The sequence below is a fragment of the Phaeovulum sp. genome (genome assembly GCF_030684035.1).
In the GTDB taxonomy this organism is placed as follows: domain Bacteria; phylum Pseudomonadota; class Alphaproteobacteria; order Rhodobacterales; family Rhodobacteraceae; genus UBA6213.
The window spans coordinates 1-17,844 of record NZ_JAUXPI010000045.1 but is presented as its reverse complement, the minus strand read 5'-3'; the positions used below and the strand labels follow the sequence as shown (position 1 = coordinate 17,844).

Annotated in this window: 20 protein-coding genes; 7 read left to right on the top strand and 13 right to left on the bottom strand. The window is 67.0% G+C overall.

Annotated elements, in window-relative coordinates:
- Window positions 1–43 precede the first annotated feature (43 nt).
- Together mnmD and Q8J98_RS10355 are read left to right on the top strand one after the other, a co-directional pair.
- Window positions 44–724, top strand: coding sequence for a tRNA (5-methylaminomethyl-2-thiouridine)(34)-methyltransferase MnmD (gene mnmD, locus Q8J98_RS10360; protein WP_305294275.1), 681 nt, complete (start codon window positions 44–46; stop codon window positions 722–724).
- The gene (locus tag Q8J98_RS10355) at window positions 721–1,596 is read left to right on the top strand and encodes a DMT family transporter (RefSeq protein ID WP_305294274.1); all 876 of its coding nucleotides are present in this window, start codon (window positions 721–723) and stop codon (window positions 1,594–1,596) included. Before mnmD ends, Q8J98_RS10355 begins: the two co-directional genes overlap by 4 nt.
- A gap of 6 nt (window positions 1,597–1,602) precedes the next feature.
- Here Q8J98_RS10355 and Q8J98_RS10350 read toward each other — a convergent pair whose 3' ends face one another.
- Window positions 1,603–3,528 (bottom strand): lytic transglycosylase domain-containing protein, encoded by a 1,926-nt coding sequence (locus Q8J98_RS10350; RefSeq protein ID WP_305294273.1) that lies wholly within the window; start codon window positions 3,526–3,528, stop codon window positions 1,603–1,605.
- 143 nt (window positions 3,529–3,671) lie between these two features.
- Between Q8J98_RS10350 and dapA the strand changes: the two genes are divergently transcribed.
- Window positions 3,672–4,547 carry a 4-hydroxy-tetrahydrodipicolinate synthase gene (gene dapA / locus Q8J98_RS10345; protein WP_305294272.1) on the top strand — a complete coding sequence of 292 codons (876 nt, stop codon included), beginning with the start codon at window positions 3,672–3,674 and terminating at the stop codon, window positions 4,545–4,547.
- A 10-nt stretch (window positions 4,548–4,557) separates the two neighbouring features.
- Here the strand turns inward: dapA and Q8J98_RS10340 are convergent, their stop codons facing one another.
- From Q8J98_RS10340 to Q8J98_RS10325, 4 genes are read right to left on the bottom strand one after another with little or no spacing between them, the layout of a single operon-like run.
- Complete coding sequence (locus tag Q8J98_RS10340; RefSeq protein WP_370868000.1) at window positions 4,558–4,950, bottom strand: MarR family winged helix-turn-helix transcriptional regulator; 393 nt, start codon at window positions 4,948–4,950, stop codon at window positions 4,558–4,560.
- Window positions 4,951–4,997: 47 nt separating this feature from the next.
- Window positions 4,998–5,834, bottom strand: coding sequence for a carbon-nitrogen hydrolase family protein (locus tag Q8J98_RS10335; RefSeq protein WP_305294269.1), 837 nt, complete (start codon window positions 5,832–5,834; stop codon window positions 4,998–5,000).
- Between the two features lie 3 nt (window positions 5,835–5,837).
- A complete protein-coding gene (grxC, locus tag Q8J98_RS10330) occupies window positions 5,838–6,095 on the bottom strand; it encodes a glutaredoxin 3 (RefSeq protein WP_305294268.1) in 258 nt (85 codons plus the stop codon).
- Between the two features lie 37 nt (window positions 6,096–6,132).
- Entirely contained in the window at window positions 6,133–6,828 is a 696-nt protein-coding gene (locus Q8J98_RS10325; protein ID WP_305294267.1) for a double zinc ribbon domain-containing protein, read from the bottom strand.
- A gap of 52 nt (window positions 6,829–6,880) precedes the next feature.
- Between Q8J98_RS10325 and Q8J98_RS10320 the strand changes: the two genes are divergently transcribed.
- Both Q8J98_RS10320 and hemH read left to right on the top strand, forming a co-directional pair.
- Window positions 6,881–7,702 carry an SAM-dependent methyltransferase gene (locus Q8J98_RS10320; protein ID WP_305294266.1) on the top strand — a complete coding sequence of 274 codons (822 nt, stop codon included), beginning with the start codon at window positions 6,881–6,883 and terminating at the stop codon, window positions 7,700–7,702.
- A gap of 47 nt (window positions 7,703–7,749) precedes the next feature.
- Window positions 7,750–8,817 (top strand): ferrochelatase, encoded by a 1,068-nt coding sequence (gene hemH, locus Q8J98_RS10315; RefSeq protein WP_305294263.1) that lies wholly within the window; start codon window positions 7,750–7,752, stop codon window positions 8,815–8,817.
- A 120-nt stretch (window positions 8,818–8,937) separates the two neighbouring features.
- Here the strand turns inward: hemH and Q8J98_RS10310 are convergent, their stop codons facing one another.
- The gene (locus tag Q8J98_RS10310) at window positions 8,938–9,546 is read right to left on the bottom strand and encodes a L,D-transpeptidase (protein WP_305294262.1); all 609 of its coding nucleotides are present in this window, start codon (window positions 9,544–9,546) and stop codon (window positions 8,938–8,940) included.
- 177 nt (window positions 9,547–9,723) lie between these two features.
- On the opposite strand from Q8J98_RS10310, the gene Q8J98_RS10305 reads away from it, so the two are divergent.
- Window positions 9,724–10,233, top strand: a complete 510-nt coding sequence (locus tag Q8J98_RS10305) for a CAP domain-containing protein (protein WP_305184791.1) — start codon at window positions 9,724–9,726, stop codon at window positions 10,231–10,233.
- A 12-nt stretch (window positions 10,234–10,245) separates the two neighbouring features.
- Here the strand turns inward: Q8J98_RS10305 and Q8J98_RS10300 are convergent, their stop codons facing one another.
- The 7 genes from Q8J98_RS10300 to Q8J98_RS10270 are packed head-to-tail and all read right to left on the bottom strand — an operon-like array spanning window position 10,246 to window position 17,169.
- Window positions 10,246–10,761 (bottom strand): murein L,D-transpeptidase family protein, encoded by a 516-nt coding sequence (locus Q8J98_RS10300; protein WP_305294261.1) that lies wholly within the window; start codon window positions 10,759–10,761, stop codon window positions 10,246–10,248.
- Window positions 10,762–10,772: 11 nt separating this feature from the next.
- Complete coding sequence (locus Q8J98_RS10295; protein ID WP_305294260.1) at window positions 10,773–12,125, bottom strand: class I SAM-dependent RNA methyltransferase; 1,353 nt, start codon at window positions 12,123–12,125, stop codon at window positions 10,773–10,775.
- Window positions 12,122–12,553 (bottom strand): VOC family protein, encoded by a 432-nt coding sequence (locus Q8J98_RS10290; RefSeq protein WP_305184788.1) that lies wholly within the window; start codon window positions 12,551–12,553, stop codon window positions 12,122–12,124. Before Q8J98_RS10290 ends, Q8J98_RS10295 begins: the two co-directional genes overlap by 4 nt.
- Window positions 12,550–14,394, bottom strand: coding sequence for an ABC transporter ATP-binding protein (locus Q8J98_RS10285; RefSeq protein WP_305294259.1), 1,845 nt, complete (start codon window positions 14,392–14,394; stop codon window positions 12,550–12,552). Before Q8J98_RS10285 ends, Q8J98_RS10290 begins: the two co-directional genes overlap by 4 nt.
- A gap of 45 nt (window positions 14,395–14,439) precedes the next feature.
- The gene (locus Q8J98_RS10280) at window positions 14,440–15,585 is read right to left on the bottom strand and encodes a CCA tRNA nucleotidyltransferase (RefSeq protein WP_305294358.1); all 1,146 of its coding nucleotides are present in this window, start codon (window positions 15,583–15,585) and stop codon (window positions 14,440–14,442) included.
- The gene (locus tag Q8J98_RS10275) at window positions 15,585–16,181 is read right to left on the bottom strand and encodes a CoA pyrophosphatase (protein WP_305294258.1); all 597 of its coding nucleotides are present in this window, start codon (window positions 16,179–16,181) and stop codon (window positions 15,585–15,587) included. Before Q8J98_RS10275 ends, Q8J98_RS10280 begins: the two co-directional genes overlap by 1 nt.
- The gene (locus tag Q8J98_RS10270; protein ID WP_305294257.1) at window positions 16,174–17,169 is read right to left on the bottom strand and encodes an Hsp33 family molecular chaperone HslO; all 996 of its coding nucleotides are present in this window, start codon (window positions 17,167–17,169) and stop codon (window positions 16,174–16,176) included. Before Q8J98_RS10270 ends, Q8J98_RS10275 begins: the two co-directional genes overlap by 8 nt.
- 89 nt (window positions 17,170–17,258) lie before the next feature.
- Between Q8J98_RS10270 and Q8J98_RS10265 the strand changes: the two genes are divergently transcribed.
- On the top strand, window positions 17,259–17,702 hold the full coding sequence (locus Q8J98_RS10265) for an NUDIX hydrolase (protein ID WP_305294256.1): 444 nt from the start codon (window positions 17,259–17,261) through the stop codon (window positions 17,700–17,702).
- Window positions 17,703–17,844: the final 142 nt, after the last annotated feature.

Sequence of the window (17,844 nt, the reverse complement as noted above, 5' to 3'; positions counted from 1 at the left end):
GCCTTTGCCCTTCGCCACTGTCGCGCCGCGAGGGGTAAACCGAATGCAGGACCAGGACCAGAGCGGGCTTGAATGGCGGGCCGGCGATCTGCCGGTGTCGCGGCGCTTTGACGACCCCTATTTCAGCCTCCAGAACGGCCTCGCGGAAAGCCGGCATGTGTTTCTGGCGGGCAACGGCCTTCCGGCCCGGCTTCGCCCCGGCTTCGTGGTGGCGGAACTCGGCTTCGGTACCGGGCTGAACATGCTGGCACTGGCGCTTGCAAGCGCGGGCACCTGCCCCGGCCCGGTGCAGTTTACCAGCTTCGAGGCCTATCCGCTGGCCAGCGCAGACATCGCCCGCGCGCTCGCCGCCTTTCCCGAGGCGCTGGCGGTGGCCGCGCCTTTCCTTGCCGCCTGGGCCAGTGGCGCAAGGCGTTTCAACCTTGGCGCATTGGCGGTCGAGGTCATCGAGGGGGACGCGCGCGAAACCCTGCCGGGCTGGCAGGGGCGCGCCGATGCGTGGTTTCTCGATGGCTTCTCGCCCGCCCGCAACCCCGAACTCTGGTCCGAGGCGCTGATGGCCGAGGTGGCGCGGCACACCGTGCCGGGCGGAACCTTTGCCACCTACACCGCCGCAGGCCATGTGCGGCGCGCCTTGCAGGCAGCGGGGTTTGCGGTTACGCGGCGTGCCGGGCATGGCCTGAAGCGACATATGACCGCAGGCCAGTTGGAGACCCCTGCATGACCCCGCAAAGCACCCGCAAGGGCGTGGCGATGATGATCGGCGCGACGGTGATCTTCTCGCTGCAAGACGGCATCTCGCGCCATCTCGCGGGGGAATACAACGTCTACATGGTGGTGATGATCCGCTACTGGTTCTTTGCGCTCTTCGTGGTCGCGCTCGCGGCGCGGCAACCGGGCGGCCTGCGCGCCGCCGCGTTCAGCCGCCAGCCGTGGCTGCAAGCGCTGCGCGCGCTCTTGCTGATCTTCGAAGTGCTGGTGACGGTGCAAGCCTTCGTCATTCTGGGTCTGGTGGAAACCCACGCGATCTTCATCTGCTATCCGCTGCTGGTGGCAGCGCTTTCCGGCCCGGTTCTGGGCGAAAGGGTCGGCTGGCGGCGCTGGAGCGCAATCGGCATCGGCTTTGCCGGGGTGCTGATCATCCTGCAACCGGGGGTAAAGGTGTTTTCGCCCGCCGCGCTGATCCCGCTCGGCGCGGCTTTCATGTTCGCGCTTTACGGCTTGCTCACCCGCTATGTGGCGCGCAAGGACAGTGCGGCGGTATCGTTCTTCTGGACCGGAACCGTGGGGGCGCTGGCGGCAACCGCGGTCGGCATCTGGTTCTGGGAGCCGATGGCGCGGCCAGACTGGGCCTGGATGGGCCTCCTGTGCCTGACCGCGATCACCGCGCACTGGCTGCTCATCAAGGCCTATGAGGCCGCCGAGGCAAGCGCGATTCAGCCCTTCGCCTATCTGCAACTGGTGTTCATCGCGGTGCTCGGCATCACCGTGTTCGACGAAGTGCTGAAGCCCGAGGTGGCGGTGGGCGCGGTTGTGGTGGTCGGGGCGGGGCTGTTCACGCTCTGGCGTTCGCGCATTGCGGCGCAAAAGGCCTGACCCGGATCAGCGCCCATTGAGCATGTCGGTCAGCTTCACCGGTGCCGAAACGCCGCTCAGCCGCGCGCGATACACCGCAACGCTTTCCGATACCCGCATGACGTAATTGCGGGTTTCCTCGAAGGGGATCATCTCGACCCAGTCGATGACATCGACCGATGCCTGCCGCGGATCGCCGCGCTCGCCCATCCAGCGGCGCGGCCGCCCCGGCCCGGCATTATAGCCCGAAGCCACCAGCGCCAGCGCCGGGCCGAACTCGGCCCTTAACCCGGCGATATAGGCCGAGGCGAGGCGCGAGTTGTATTCGCCATCGCTCAGCAGCCGGTCGAGCGAAAACGGCTGGCCGATCTTCGCGGCGGTCTCGCGCCCGGTGTTGGGCATCACCTGCATCAGCCCGCGCGCCCCGGCGCTGGAAATGACCGCGGGGTTGAACTCGCTTTCGCGCCGGGTGATGGCCAGCAGCAATTCGGGCGGAATTCCGAGGTCGAGCTTTTCCATCCCCGAAAGCGGGTAATAGGCAGGCACCAGCTCGGTGCCGCGGTCGGCGGCGGCCTTGGCAATGACCAGCGCAAGATGCGCATCGTTCCAATCAAGCGCCAGCCGCGCCAGCCGCGCAAGGTCATCATCGCTCAGGCTTTCGCCAAGGTGCAGGAAGAACCGCTTGGCCAGCGTGCCAGCCCCCGCCGCGCGCAAAAGCACCGCCGCCTGAAACACCGACGATCCGGTAAAGGCGGCATTGCGCCAGTCCGGCAGCGGCGCGGTCCCGGCAAGTGCCGGGTCGGGCGGCAGCCCGGCGCGCTCGGCGGCCAGAAGCCCGTAGTACGAGGTCTGGTAGCGCGCCGCCATGGCATAGGCCGCGCGCGCGGCTTCGGCATTGCCCGCCGCCTCATGGGCGCGGCCCTGCCAATAGCCGGCGCGCCCCATGCTGATCGGGCTTTTCACCGCCGCCTCAAACGCCTTGAAATGCCCAAGCGCCGCAGGCGCATCGCCCAGCTTCAGCGCGGCATAGCCCGCCAGCCATTCCAGATCGGCATAGGCGCTGCCGGTGCTCATCCGGTTGCGCGAGGCAAGCCGGTAGGCGCGGCTGAAGTTGCCCGCGCGCAGATCATCGCGCACCAGCCGGGCCCGCATCGCGGCCCAAAGCTCGGGCGAGCCAAGTGCCTCGGCGCTGCCGGAACGTTCAAGCATCAGCTCTGCCGCCCCATCCGGGTTGCCCTTTCGCAGCCGCCAGGCGGCACGGTCGCGCGCCAGCCCTGCCGAGCCCGCCATCGCAGGCGGCACCGCCGCGATCAACGCATCGACGCCGTTTGCATCGGCTTGCAGCGCGATCCGGGCTGCGGCCACCGCGCGGGTGTTGGCGCTGACCAGATCAAGCATGGCGCGCGCCTGCTCGATCAGCCCACGGTCAAGCAACATCTGCATGCGCCCGCCGTGATGGTCGGCCAGCACCGGGCCATGCGCGGCCAGAAACGCCGCCTGCTCGGCCTCGGTCAGGCTCAGGTTGCGCCAGGCGCGCACCGCCTCGCCCGCATCGCCGCCCGCCGCAACCAGCGCCAGCGCCCCGGCCCCGGTTTGCGGCGCAAGCGGCGCAAACCAGGCGCGCACCTCGGCGGCCGAGGCCTCGGCAAGTTTCGCCTCGCCTGCCTTGCGCAACAGCGGCATTCCCGGCCAGTCGGCGCGGCGCGCGGCAAAGGCGGCAAACTCGGCAAACCTGCCCTCGCCCGCGCGCAGCCGGTGCCATTCGACGATATCGCGGGAAAGCGCGCCTGCCGCCGCACCTTCGGCGAGTGCAGTCACCCAGTCTTTCGCCTCGATCGCGGCCATGGCGCGGGCAAGCGCCTCGGTATCTTCGGCCAGCGACGGGCGCGGCAGCCCGGTGAAAAGCGCGGTCAGGGCGAATAGGGCGGCAAAATACCAGTTTCGTGCAAACATGTGCCTCGGCTCGGTTGGTTTTCACCCTTCCTGCCTGCCAAGCGGCCTTGGCGCAAGACACAAACTTGGCAAGCGCGCGCGGCTCGGCTAGGGTCCGCGCCGATTTGCACCGGCGAATCCACCGAAAACGAAAGGAGCGCGTCATGTTCAAAGGGTCGATCCCTGCACTGGTCACACCGTTCACCGCGAGCGGCGCACTGGATCTGGACGCGCTCAGGAAGCTGGTGGAATGGCACATCGCCGAGGGCAGCCACGCGCTGGTGCCCTGCGGCACCACCGGCGAAAGCCCGACGCTCAGCCACGGCGAGCATGTGCAGGTGGTGACCGAGGTGGTGAAAGCCGCCGCCGGGCGGATTCCGGTGATCGCCGGAGCGGGTTCAAACGCCACCGCCCACGCGGTCGCGCTGATCCGCGAGATGCAGGATGTGGGGGCCGATGCGGCGCTGGTGGTAACGCCCTATTACAACAAGCCCACGCAGCGCGGGTTGATTGCGCATTACACCGCCCTGCATGATGCCTGCACGCTGCCGATCATCATCTACAACATCCCCGGCCGCTCGGTGATCGACATGAGCCCGGAAACCATGGGCGTGCTGGCCAAACTGCCGCGCATCGTCGGGGTGAAGGACGCAACCGGCAAGATCGAACGGGTCAGCAAGCAACGCCAGACCTGCGGCGCAGATTTCATCCAGATTTCGGGCGAAGATGCAACGGCGCTTGGTTTCAATGCGCAAGGCGGGGTTGGCTGCATTTCGGTTACCGCCAATGTGGCACCACGGCTTTGTTCCGAGTTTCAGGTGGCGATGCTGGCTGGCGACTACGCCAAGGCGCTGGAGTATCAGGATAGGCTCATGCCGCTGCATAGCGCAATTTTCATCGAGCCGGGGCTTGCCGGGGCGAAATACGCGCTCTCCAGGCTCGGGCTTTGCGGCGAGACGGTGCGGCTGCCGCTGACCACGCTGCTTGATGGCACCAAGGCCGCAATCGACGCCGCCATGCGCCACGCCGCGCTCATCTGACGCGCTGGCGTCAGAGCGCCCCTTCCAGCCGGGCGCGCAGTTCGCGCAGAACCGGAAGCATGGCGCGCACCCTCTCCGGGCCGATGCCGCGCACCAGATCGGCAATGACCGGCATGAAAGCCGCAACCGCGGTGTCACGCGCGGCCCGACCCGCCGGGCTGATCGACACGAACTTTCGCCGCGCATCGTCCCAATCGGGGCGGATGTGCACATGCCCCGCCCATTCGAGCTTGGCCAGGGTATTGGTCATCGCGCCACGGGTAACATGAAAGGTGGCGGCAAGTTGCGCCGGGGTTCGCTCTTCGGGGCTGTGGGCAAGGTGGTTCAGCACCGAGAAATGCGAAATCTCCATGCCCTTGGGCAACGCCCGCGAAACCCGGTGGCGCGCCAGCTGATCGGTCATGAAGACTTCCGAAAAAAGCGCGGCGGCAAGGGTATCGGTGGCATCGGTCACGGCGTCGGCCCCGCAAAGGGGCGGTCGTGCGAAAGCGATGGCACCCGCGCGCGGGCGCGTGCCACCTCGGCCAGATCGAGCGTGACGAGGCTCACGCCCGGTTCGATGCCGCCGTCTGCCAACACCTCGCCCCAGGGTGCCACGGCAAGGCTGTGGCCATGGGTGCGGCGCGGACGGCCGGCATGGGCGGCGTGGCTGCCGCATTGCGCGGGTGCCAGCACATAGGCACCGTTTTCAATCGCCCGCGCCCGCAGCAAGGGCTCCCAATGCGCGGCACCGGTGGTGTCGTTGAAGGCGGCGGGAACGGTCAGCACCTCCGCCCCGGCATGCGCGAGGGCGCGGTAAAGATAGGGAAAGCGCAGGTCATAGCAGACCGAAAGGCCAAGCCGCGCAAAAGGCGTGGCGGCCAGCACCGCCCGCGCACCGGGCCGATAGCCCTCGGATTCGCGGTAACGCTCGGTTTCGCTCACCTCCACGTCGAACATATGGATCTTGTCATAGCGCGCCGCGATGCTGCCATCCGGCCCGATCAGAAAGCAGCGGTTGGCAAAGCGGCCATCGGCATCGTCGGTTTTCAGCGCCAGCGAGCCGATCAGCAGCCACACCCCCGCCCGCGCCGCCTCGGCCCGCAGCGCCGCCAGCGTCGGGTCGCTGGCCTCGGGGTGCAACACGGCGCGCTGATGGGCACGGTCAGAGCTGAGCAGGTTCGTCGCCTCGGGCGTAAGCACAAAGCCCGCCCCCGCCGCCACCGCCTGCCGCACCAAGCCCAGCGTCACCGGCAGGTTCACCGCCCAGTCGTCGGTAACCGAAAGCTGGATCAGCGCCGCCCGCATGGCCTAGCCTGCCAAGAGCGCATCAAGCCTGCCGAGGTGGTCAAGCGCATGGATATCATCGCAACCGCCCACATGCTTGCCGCCGATGAAGATTTGCGGCACCGTCCGCCGCCCGCCCGCGCGCTGGGTCATCGCCATCCGCAGCGAGGGGTCCGCGCCCACATCGGTTTCCTCGAACTTCACGCCCTTGCGGGTCAGAAGCGCTTTCGCGGCAAGGCAATAGGGGCAGGAACGGGTGGTATAGATCTCGACGCGCGGCATGGGTAAAATCCTTCTCTCGGCTGCGACTATGCGGGATTTAGGCATCCTTCGCAACGCGCGCCAGAGCCAGCACCGAAACGTTTTTTGCCCCCGCGGCAAGGCAGGCATCGGCACAGGCGGCGAAGGTCGCGCCCGAGGTCATCACGTCATCGACCAAAAGCACCGCGCGCCCGGCAAGCACCGCCTCCCGGCGCGGGTTCACCCGCACCGCACCCGCCAGATTGGCAAAACGGTCGTCGCGGTGCAGCCCCTCCTGGCTTGCCGTGGCGCGGGTGCGCAGCAACAGGTCTGGCGCGTGGTCAAGCGCCGCCGCGCGGGCCAGCGCCGCCGCCAGCAGCACCGATTGGTTGTAGCGCCGCTTCAAGAGCCGCAGCCGGTGCAACGGCACCGGCACCACCAGCATTCCGGGTTCAAGAATCGGTGCAGCCGCCCGGTTCATCCAGCCCGCCAAAGGCCGCAAGAGGTCAAGCCTGTCGCCATGCTTGAATGCCAGCACCATGCGCCGCGCGGCCCCGTTGTACACCAGCGCCGCGCGCCCCCTTTTCCATGGCCGCGCCAGGGTCAGGCAATCGTCGCAGAACTCCGCCCTGCCCTCATCTTCGCCCGGCAGCGGGACGCCGCATTTGTCGCACACCAGCCCGGTAGCAAAGGGGGTGTCGCGCCAGCAGGCGGCGCAGAGGCCGAAATCGGTGCTCACCAGATCGCCGCAGGCAATGCAGCGGGGCGGAAACATCAGGTGCAGCGCCCCTAGCATCCCGCGCCGAAGCCCCGTAAAGTTGCGCCCCATGACCACGCCGCCCCCCCTCACCGACCGCATCGCCTTGCTACGAAACCGCGCCCGCGCAGCGGCCTTCGGCCCCGCGCTGTTCCTGCACGAAGATGCTGCCGCCGAGATCGAGGAAAGGCTCAACGAGGTTAACAGAAGGTTTACGGCACCTGCCGTGGTGACCGGTTTTGCCGGGCCATGGGCGAAAATTCTGCCGCAGGCAAAGATCGTGCCAGATGACGAACTGCTTGATCTTGCCCCCGGCGCGCATGATCTGGTGATCCACGCGCTGGCGCTGCACTGGGCAAACGACCCGGTCGGCCAACTGGTGCAATGCCGCCGCGCGCTCGCCCCCGATGGGCTGATGCTGGCGGTGATGTTCGGCGGCCAGACGCTGGCCGAATTGCGCAGCGTTCTTGCCGATGCCGAGGCGCGGCTGACCGGCGGCCTTTCCCCAAGGGTGCTGCCGATGGGCGAGATCCGCGACCTTGGCGGGTTGCTGCAAAGGGCTGGCTTTGCCTTGCCAGTGGCCGATATGGCAGCGCGCCCGGTAAGTTACCGCGATCTGGGGCAGCTGATGGCCGACCTGCGCGCCATGGGCGAAGCCAATGCGCTTGCCGCGCGCCGCCGAACCCCGACACCGCGCGCGCTCTTCGCCAAGGCGGGCCAGCTTTATGGCGAAGCCTTCGGCGATGGCATGGGCCGCATCACCGCCAGTTTCGAGATGATCTACCTGACCGGCTGGGCACCGCACGAAAGCCAGCAAAAGCCGCTGCGCCCCGGCTCGGCCACACACAGCCTTGCCGCCGTTCTGGCGGCAATTCCAACCCGCAAAGATTGACGGCTGCGCCCGAACCGCTATCTGGGGGCAAAGCGAAAGGGACCGCGATGACCAATGCCTCGATCCGCCCCGGCGATGGCCGCCTTGCCCATGCACCGGCCGATCACCCTGCGGTGAAGCCTGCCAGAATCGGCGTGCTTTTTGCCAACCTCGGCACGCCGGATGCCACCGACTACTGGTCGATGCGGCGCTACCTGAACGAGTTTCTTTCCGACAAGCGGGTGATCGACATCCCTAACTGGAAGTGGCAACCGCTGCTGCAGCTCATCATCCTCAGCAAGCGGCCATTCACTTCGGGTGCCAATTACCGGCTCATCTGGAACAACGAGGCCAACGAAAGCCCGTTGATGACGATCACCAGGCAGCAGGTGGCCAAACTCCGCGCCGCTGCCGAGGCAAACTGGGGCGAGGCTGTGCAGGTTGAATTCTGCATGCGCTACGGCAATCCTTCGACCCGGTCGGTGGTCGAGCGGATGGTGGCCGATGGCTGCGAGAAAATCCTCTTCTTCCCGCTATACCCGCACTATGCCGGGGCCACCTCGGCGACCGCCAACGACGCGTTTTTCAAGGCGTTGATGCGGATCAAGCGGCAGCCAGCCGCGCGGGTCGTGGCCGAGTATTTCGACCGGCCAAGCTACATCGACGCGCTGGCGCAGTCGGTCGAACGCGCCTATGCGGGGCTGGCGGCGCGGCCCGATGTTCTGGTCGCTTCCTACCACGGCATGCCCCAGCGCTACCTGACCGAGGGCGACCCCTACCATTGCCAGTGCCAGAAGACCTCGCGGCTCTTGCGCGAGCGGCTCGGCTGGGCGGCGGGCAGCATCGACACCAGCTTTCAGTCGGTGTTCGGGCGCGAGGAATGGCTGAAGCCCTACACGGTCAAGCATGTTGCGGCGCTGGCGCGGGAGGGCAAGAAAAACATCGCGGTAATCTCGCCCGCTTTCGCCGCCGACTGCATCGAAACGCTGGAAGAGATCAACGGCGAAATCCTCCATGCCTTCGAGGCGGCGGGAGGTGAAAGCTTCACCTATATTCCCTGCCTCAACGACGACGCGGCCCACATTGCCGCGCTCATGGAGGTGGTGACGGAAAACCTGACCGGCTGGCTCGGCTGAACCGCCCCCGGCGGCGCGGCGAAATGCTTGCCAAAAGCTTAATGCCGCAAATATTATCTATATATGGCAAAGGCTTGGCAAGGATGACACGCGTGTTATTGCGCGCCATCATCGCCTGCGTCAGATCAGCAGAACCTGCGTGCCGTTCCGCGTAAGCTCAAAAAGCTGCGCGATATGCTCGTTATATAGCCCGATACAGCCGTTCGAAGACTTGCGCCCGATCTTGCGGGTGTCATGGGTGCCGTGAATTCGATAGTATTGCCAGCTCAGGTAGAGCGCGTGGGTTCCAAGCGGATTATCGGGCCCGGCGGGCACGAAATCGGGCCATTCCGGGTTGCGGATCTTCATCGCCGGGGTCGGCGACCATGTCGGCCCCACCACCTTGCGGACCACTTCGGAGCGACCCTTCCGGGTAAGATCCTCGCTGACCGGCACCGAGGTTGGGAAAAGCTTGTAGACGCTCAGATCCTCGGACCAGAAATGCAGGGCGCGCGAGGTGATATCCACCAGTATCGCGCCCTTCTTCGTATTGGAGAAGTACGGCTGCCAGTCGAGCGTGCGGAACGACGAGATATTGCGGCGCACGTTGGTGTAGGCATTATCTTCGTGTACCTCGCCCGCATCAAACGTGGTCTGCGCGAGCGCCGGCGCGGCAAGCCCCGCGCCAACCAATGCCGCACCGCCCAGAAAGGCGCGGCGGCTGGGGCTGGTGAAAGGTTTCGTGGACATCTGTCAACTCCGGTCTGCCGCGGCGAAAACACACCGGGCGTCTTGGCGCTACATATTGCGACAATCCGCCGGGCGCAAATCAAACTCCCGTCACTCGGCGGTTTCACGCAGAGTTGCGTTTGCCCTTGGCGCGCCGACGCGCTAAAGCTGCGCCCTGAATTTGCATGGGTATCGCTGATGAACTTCTCCAAAGCTCTGCTGTTGCTGTCGGTACTGGCGCTGACCGCTTGCGCCGCCGAACCGCCAGCGCTTGGCCCCGATGGCAAGCCGCTGCCGCAGCTTTACAAGATCAGCGCCTCGGATACTTCGCGCATCACTTTCGGAATACTCGACAGCGTCAATGCGTTGCGGGCGGCGGGCGGCGTGGGTGCGCTTGCACTCAGCCCCGAACTCAACGCCGCCGCCGCCACCCATTCGCGCGACATGGCGGTGCAGAACCGGCCCTGGCACTTTGGTTCCGATGGCTCGTCGCCGCTCGACCGTGGGCAGCGCGCGGGCTATGCGGGCCGGGTGCTGGGCGAGAACATCTCGGAGACCTATGAGACCGAAACCGAAACCCTGTCGGCATGGATGGCGGTGCCGGACACCCGCGACGTGGTCCTGAACCCGGCAGCGCGCGATCTCGGCTTTGCCTGGTATCAGGAACCGAGCGGCAAGATCTGGTGGACCCTGGTGACCGGCGGCTAGGCCCCGTAGCGCTCAGGCAAAGATGAAAATCGGCGTGCCAAGCTGCACCATCGCGTAGATTTCCTCGATCTCGCGATCTTTCACGGCGATGCAGCCCGCGGTCCAGTCGCGGCGCAGCCAGGGCAGAAACGTGGTGCCGCCGCCACCATGAATGAAGATATCGCCCCCCGGCTTGCGCCCCAGTGCCTTGGCTTCGGCTACGTCGCGCGCATTGGGATAGGAAATCCTGAGCGAAAGGTGAAAGGCGCTGCTGGGGTTGCGAAAGTCGATCATGTAGGTGCCTTCGGGCGTGCGCCCGTCGCCTTCCCAGCGCTTGTGGCCCTTTTCGTTGCCGCTCAGCGCAATGCGGTAGGTCTTCAGCACCTTCTCGCCGCTGATCAGGTAGAGCTTCCGATCGGTCTTGAAGACCTGAAGCTGGGAGACCGGCGGGCCATCGTAGCTGCGAAACTTCGACACCTGCGCGCCCGCGCCGCGCGCTACCAGAAGCGAGGCCAGAGAAAGACCAAGGAGAGATCGGCGTGAGTGCATGAGACTGCCCGTTACTGCCGCGCGCTTCGCGCTTGTTGCGCGGACCAATACCTGAAAACGGGGCTTTTGCCTAGCGTCAGAAATGCCGCTCCGTGCCATGGTCGGAGCGCTGGTGGCAGAATTCCGCCTTGGCGCCTCGGTGCGGGCCGCACCAGGCGCGCCACCAGTTCCACATGCGGCGACCATCGGAACTGGTCGATCACGTCGAGCCAGTCGATCACATAGCCCGCCGCCGCAAGCTGCCGCGCATCGCGCGCAAAGGTGACCGGGTTGCACGAGACATAGGCAATGACCGGCACCGCCGAGGCGGCGAGCATGGCCACCTGCGCCTCAGCCCCGGCGCGCGGCGGATCGAGCACAACCGCCGCATAACGCGCCAGTTCCTCGGACAAAAGCGGACGGCGAAAAAGGTCGCGCGCTTCGGCAGTAACCCGCTTCAAGCATGCGGCACTGCGCGCGCCCGCAAGAAGTGACGCCACCATTGCCCCATCCCCCTCGACCGCGTGCACTTCGGCCGCAGAGGCAAGTGGCAGCGCAAAGGTGCCGCAACCGGCGAACAGGTCTGCAAGCCGCGCCGCGCCGCCAACTGCCTCGCGCACACCCGCAAGCAGCGCCGCCTCACCCTCGCGGGTCGCCTGCAAGAACGCGCCGGGGGGCGGGGTGACCCGCGCCGCGCCAAAGCTCTGCTGCGCCGGACGGCGGCTTGCCACCGGCGCGCCGTTCCAGCTTAACCGCGCAAGGTCGTGCCGCTCGGCCAACCTGGCGAGAGCTTCGAGAAGCGCAGCGTCGGCCTGTTTGCCGCCCAAGGCCGCAACATCGAGCCCGGCATCGGACTGGCTGAGCGCAAAGGCAATCTCGCCCTTGCGGCTGGCACCCAAAACGGTTGCCTCGCGTAGCGCGGGCAGCGCCGCCAGCAGTTCAGGGCGCAGCACCGCGCAGTCCGGCACCTCGGCCAGCGTGCCCGAGGCGCGGGCGTGAAAACCCACGATCGCCCCGCTTTTGGTTCGCCGCCCCGCCAATGTGGCGCGGCGGCGCGTCGCGGCGGGCGAAGTATGCACGGCGCGGATCGGCGCGCCGAGGCCCTGCCCGGCAAGCGCCGTGCGCAGCACATCGGCCTTCCACCCCGCCACGAAGGCGTCAGAGGCGTGTTGCAGCGCGCAGCCGCCGCAGGATCGGTAGTGCGGGCAGGGTGGGAGCACGCGGTCGGGGCTGGGGACAAGGATCTTCGGCGCTTCCATCCGGCCCGCCGCAACCTCGCCCTCGACCAGTTCGCCGGGCAGCGCGCGCGGCACATAGACCGGGCCATCAGGCCCGGCTGCCACCGCATCGCCCAGATGCCCGAGCCGGTCGATGCGAAGCCTCATGCGCACAGCACTGCTGGCGAAAACGCCTGCCCCTCTGGCGCCAGTATCGTCGCCTCGCGCAGCCCGTGCGGTTTGTCGGATGGCGGTTCCAGCACCATGCCGCCCGCCGCCTCGGCACGCGCAGCGGCAGCGTCCGGGTCGATGCCGAACAGGTAAAGCTGCACCCCGGCACCGCGCGGCCCGGCCTCGGGCAGCAGCGCATGCAGCGGATGGCTGGCAAAGGTCGCATCGGCGTGCAGTTGCAGCATCACTCCGGCATGCGAGACGATCGCGAAATCGGCGCTGACGCGGTGCGCCGAAAGTCCGAAGACCTGCGCCAGAAACGCCGCCATCCCCGGCACGTCGCGACACAGAAGATTGACCCCGACCCCGCGCAGACTTTGCCCGAACGCTTTTGGCGTGATCATTTCGAGGTCAGGCCCGCTCATGCCGGCACCGCCTCGTCGGTGCCGATGAAGCCGCCGGACTGGCGGCTCCAGTAGCGCGCGTAAAGGCCGCCGCGCGCCAGCAGTTCAGCATGGCTGCCTGCCTCGACAATGCGCCCCTCGTCAAGCACCACGATCCGGTCCATCTGCGCAATTGTCGAAAGCCGGTGGGCGATGGCGAGCACGGTCTTGCCCTGCATCACCCGCACCAGCGCATCCTGAATTGCCGCCTCAACCTCGCTGTCGAGCGCACTTGTTGCCTCGTCCAGAACCAGAATTGGCGCGTCCTTCAGAAAGGCGCGAGCCAGTGCTATGCGCTGGCGCTGGCCACCCGAAAGCTTCACCCCGCGTTCACCCAGCGCCGCATCGTAGCCGCGATTGCCACGGTGATCCTGAAGCCCGAGAATGAATTCATGCGCTTCGGCAGCGCGTGCGGCGGCCTCTACCTCGGCTTCGGTGGCTTCGGGGCGGCCGTAGAGAATGTTCTCGCGCGCGCTTCGGTTGAACATCGCGGTTTCTTGCGTGACCATGCCGATCTGGCGGCGCAGGCTTTCTTGCGTGACGCCGCGAATATCCTCGCCGTCGATCAGCACCCGGCCCGCCTCGGTATCGTAAAGCCGCAGCAGCAGCGCCACGAGAGTCGATTTTCCGGCCCCCGATGCACCGACGATGCCCAACCGCTCGCCCGGGCGGATCGTCAGGTCGATACCGTCGATCCCGCCTTGCGTGGCACCGTAGGCAAAGCGCACGCCTTCAAAGCGCACCTCGCCCGCTGCGCGCCCAAGTTCGATTGCGCCGGGCGCGTCGGTCAGGCTGTGCGGCGGGGTCAGGGTGTGCATGCCGTCCTCGACCTCGCCAACCGAGCCCCAGATGCCCATCAGCGACATGCTGACCCAGCCGGTCATCTGCGCGATGCGAATGGAAATGGCACCCGCAGCGGCAATGTCGCCCGCGCTCGCCCCGCCCCTTTGCCAAAGCAGCAAGGTGCCGCCGACGAGCAGCACCGGCAGCGCCCCGGCCAGTGTCATCAGCGCCAGTCGGAACCACGCCGAGACCACGCCAAAATCAAGCGCGCGTTCGCGAAAGCCCGCCATTGCCCTGAGCGCCGCGCGGTCTTCATGTGCCGCGCTGGCAAAAAGCTTGACCGTCTTGATGTTGGTGATGGTATCGACCACCTGCCCGGTCACCATTGCCCGCGCCGAGGCGCGCGCTGCCGAGCGTCCCCGCACCCGAGGCAAGAACCAGCGAATCAGCCCGAGGTAGGCGACGAGCCAGAGGCTGAGCGCCAGCGCTGCCCAACTGTCGATTGCCAGCAGGAACAGCGCCGAGCCGATGATCGAGGCAAGCGCGAACAGCACCGTGTTGATGATTTCGGTGGCAACATCGGTTACCGCCCGCGCCGTCTGCATCTGTTTTTGCGCGATGCGGCCGGCGAAGTCGTTGTCAAAAAACGTGACGGCGTGGCCCATGGTCCAGCGATGCAGGCGCGAAAGCACGAGCGGCAGCACGTTTGGTGCGACTACGACGTTGGCGGATAACGACGACAGCCCGAAAACCAGCGGCCGAAGCACCAGATAAAAGCCTGCAAACGCGGCGATAAGCGGCCAGTTATCGGTAAATATCCGGCCCGGTTCGGAAGCCAGAGCGGCGTCGATCACCCAACCAAGAAGTAGCGCCGAGACGATTTCAAGCGCACCCGCCGCAGCGGAAAGCACGCCCGAAACCCAGAGCGCGGGCCAGGCACCCTTGAGCGACCAGCGCAAAAACGGCAACAACCGCTGAGGCGGGTCGCCTTCGGCGGGGCGGAAGGCATCAATCATCGGTTTGCGGGCGCGCGTGCTCATCGCACCCATATAGGCCGCCGGCGCGGCGGGTGAAACCCGCCCTGTTCAGCCCAGAAGCTCGGCGCGGCTAAGCGCAAAGCCCGAAGCCAGCCAACGTGCCTCAAGCTCTTTCATCCGCGCACCAAGTGCGGCACCGCTCAGGCCTGGCGCGAAATCTGCGGCCTTGAGCGGAAACCGCGCGGCGGTGCCGCGGGCGATTTCGGCTTGCCAGTCTTCAGGCGGGGCGGCACCCTCCAGTGCCGCGCGCACCAGCATCGCGTTTGCCCCGACATCGGTGCCGAACCGATAACCGATCACCGCCGCCGCTTCGCCGCCCGCCACCGCCGCCTGCAACGCCATGAGTGCGCGCGCGTCGGCCCGCGAAAGGCGCAGCGCCTTTGCAAGGCCTTCGCCGCCAAGCACCCCAAGCCGCCGCAGCCAATCGGGCGCGGCCCCCGCTTCGAGATGCACAAGCACACCGAGCGCGCGCGCATCGGCCCCCGGCAGCACCTGTGCCAGCACCCCCGCCGCCTGCATCGCGGCCATGGCGGGCGCGGGGTCGGGTGCCGCGAGAAGCTTGCGCATCTCGGCCCCCACCCTTTCGCGCGAAAGGCTGGCCACACCTTGGGCGTGTTCGGCGCAAGCCGCGAGCGCGTCTGCATCCGGGCCAGCCTCGGGCCTTCCATACCAGGCGGTGAAGCGGAAGAACCGCAGGATGCGCAGGAAATCTTCGCGGATGCGATCATCCGGCGCGCCGACAAAGCGCACCCGCCGGGCGGCGAGGTCGGCCAAGCCCTCGCCCAGCGGGTCGAGCACATGGCCCTCTGCATCAGCGTAAAGCGCGTTCATGGTAAAATCACGCCGGGCCGCATCTTCTTCAATCGTATCGGCATAGCCGACCACGGCATGGCGGCCAAAGGTTTCGATATCGCGGCGGAATGTCGTGACCTCATGGCCCACGCCCTGAACGACAACGGTGATGGTTCCGTGCTCGATGCCGGTTGGCACCGCGCGCATGCCCGCCGCCTCGGCCAGTTCCTGCACCCGCTCGGGCCGCGCGTCGGTGGCAATGTCGATGTCGGCGACCGCCTGGCCCAGAAGCGCGTTGCGCACCGCGCCGCCGACCAGCAGCGCGCGGTGGCCACCCGCCGCCAGCATCGCCAGCACCGCTTGCAGCCCCGGCTCTGCCAGCCAATCGCCCGAAATCCGCATCATCCCGCCATCCTGTCCGCCAGCGCCCGCAAGATCCGCGCAGTTGCGCCCCAGACATAATACGGCCCATAGGGCACGACATAATAGCGCCGCAACTGCCCGCGCCAGCGCCGCGCCTCAACGTGAAAGTTGGCCTGATCGGAAAAATGCGCCAGCGGGATAGAGAAGACCTCTTCCACCTCGCCCGCCTCGGGGCGCGACGTGAAAGGGGCCACGATCCGCCCGACGACCGGGGTGATCAGGAAACCGGTCACCGTTTCATGCGCCGCCATGGTGCCTATCAGCTCTACATTGGCTTGCGGCAGGCCCACTTCCTCCTCCGCCTCGCGCAGCGCCGCGGCGGCGGCATCGGCATCGGTCGCATCAACCTTGCCGCCCGGAAAGGCGATCTGGCCGGGGTGGTTTCGCAGATGCGAGGCGCGTTTGGTCAGAAGTACGCTCAGCCCGCCCCTTGCCTCCTGAATTCCGATCAGCACCCCGGCCGGGCGCAGCAACCGCCCCTCGGGCAGAACCGTGCCGGGGTTCAGATCGAAATCCGATGATGGCCGCCCCGGCCGCGCCAAAGCGGCGCGCAGCGGGGCGAAGGCATCAGCCATGTGCCGCCCCCGGCAAGGGCGAGCCATCCGGGGCCTCGGTCGCCTCGAACCCCAGCGAGGCCGGTTTGAACTGGTAATGCGCGCCGCAAAACTGGCAATCGGCGGTCACCATGCCTTCGGGTGTGGTCATCGTGCGGATGTCCTTGGCGGAATAGATGGAAAGCGTCTGGCGCACCTTGTCGGGCGCGCAGGTGCAGCCAAACTGCACCGGTTGCGCCGGGAACACGCGCGGCCGCTCCTCATGAAACAGCCGCAGCAGAAGATCCGTCGGTGCCACGGTTGGGCCGATCAGCTCCAGCGCCTCGACGGTATCGAGAAGGAAGCCCACGCGCGACCAGTTTTCGCCCGGCTCGCTTTCGTGCAGCGCCTTGTCTTCGGGCATGGTCACGAAGGGCGAGGCTTCGGGCATGTGCTGCACCATCACCCCACCGGCGCGCCAGCGCAGCCCCTGCCCGGGTAGCTGCGACTGCCCGAAAGACAGCGCAAAGCGGGTGGCCAGTTGCTCGGACTGCGCAAAATAGGCCTCGGCACAGGCGGCGAGCGAGCCACCGGCAAGCGATGTGATGCCCTGGTAGGGCTGGCCACCTTCGCCCTGGTCGATCAGCACGGCGAAATAGCCCTCGCCGATCTGGCTGAAGGGGTCTGCCGCGGGATCGAGCCTTTCGGCATCAAAGCTCGCCCAGCCGCGAATCCGCGCGGGTTCGCCCCTGGCACCGGGGCCGAAATAATCGGTGGCGATGATGCGAATCGGCCCCTTGCCGCGGATTTGCAGGCTGAGCTTCCAGCGAAGTTTGATCGTCTGGCCGATGAGCGCGGTCAACAGCACCGCCTCAGCCACCAGCGCCTCGATGGCGGGCGGGTAGGCGTGTTGCGCCAGCACCTGCTGCAACACCCCGTCAAGGCGCGCCACGCGGCCGCGCACATCGGCGTGGTCAAGCTGGAATGGCAGGACGGTATCATCCCAATTGGTCAGTGAATGCGTGCTCATAAGCGAGGCCTCGGGGGTTTCCTTGCAGCCGTGCGGCTGGCATACCGGGCCTATATGGGGGCCGGGGTGGCGCTGCCAAGGGGAAATGCATGATCCGCAGATTTGGCGCGCCGGTGCTGCGGGGGCAAAGCTACAGTCTGCGCGCGGGTGCCTATGCGGTGCTCTTGCTGGGCAACAGCGTCTTGCTTACCCACCAGAACGCGCCGCGGCCAGAATTCCAGCTTCCCGGAGGCGGCATTGACGCCGGCGAAAGCGCGCTTCGGGCGCTGCACCGCGAGGTCTTCGAGGAAACCGGCTGGGGCATCGCAGCGCCGCGCCGGATCGGCGCGTTCCGCCGTTTTGCCTATATGCCGGAATATGACCGCTGGGCGGAAAAGCTGTGCACCATCTACCTCGCCCGCCCCACCCGCCGCCTGGGGCTTCCGAGCGAGCCCGGCCATCGCGCGGTCTGGATGGGGGCGGCAGAGGCGGCAGAGGCGCTGGCCAACGATGGCGACCGGCATTTTTTGCTGCGTGCCCTTGCAGCGCGCTGAGGCTGGCAGCTTTCGGAATTTCTGGCGGCACCACAAGCGCCAGGTCCTTCGCAGGCACCCCTAGAGTCTGTCTGGCGCTTCTATCTGCGCCAGACAGACTCTAGAACACCAGCACCCTGTCGGCGGCCAGCGTGGCCGCGCC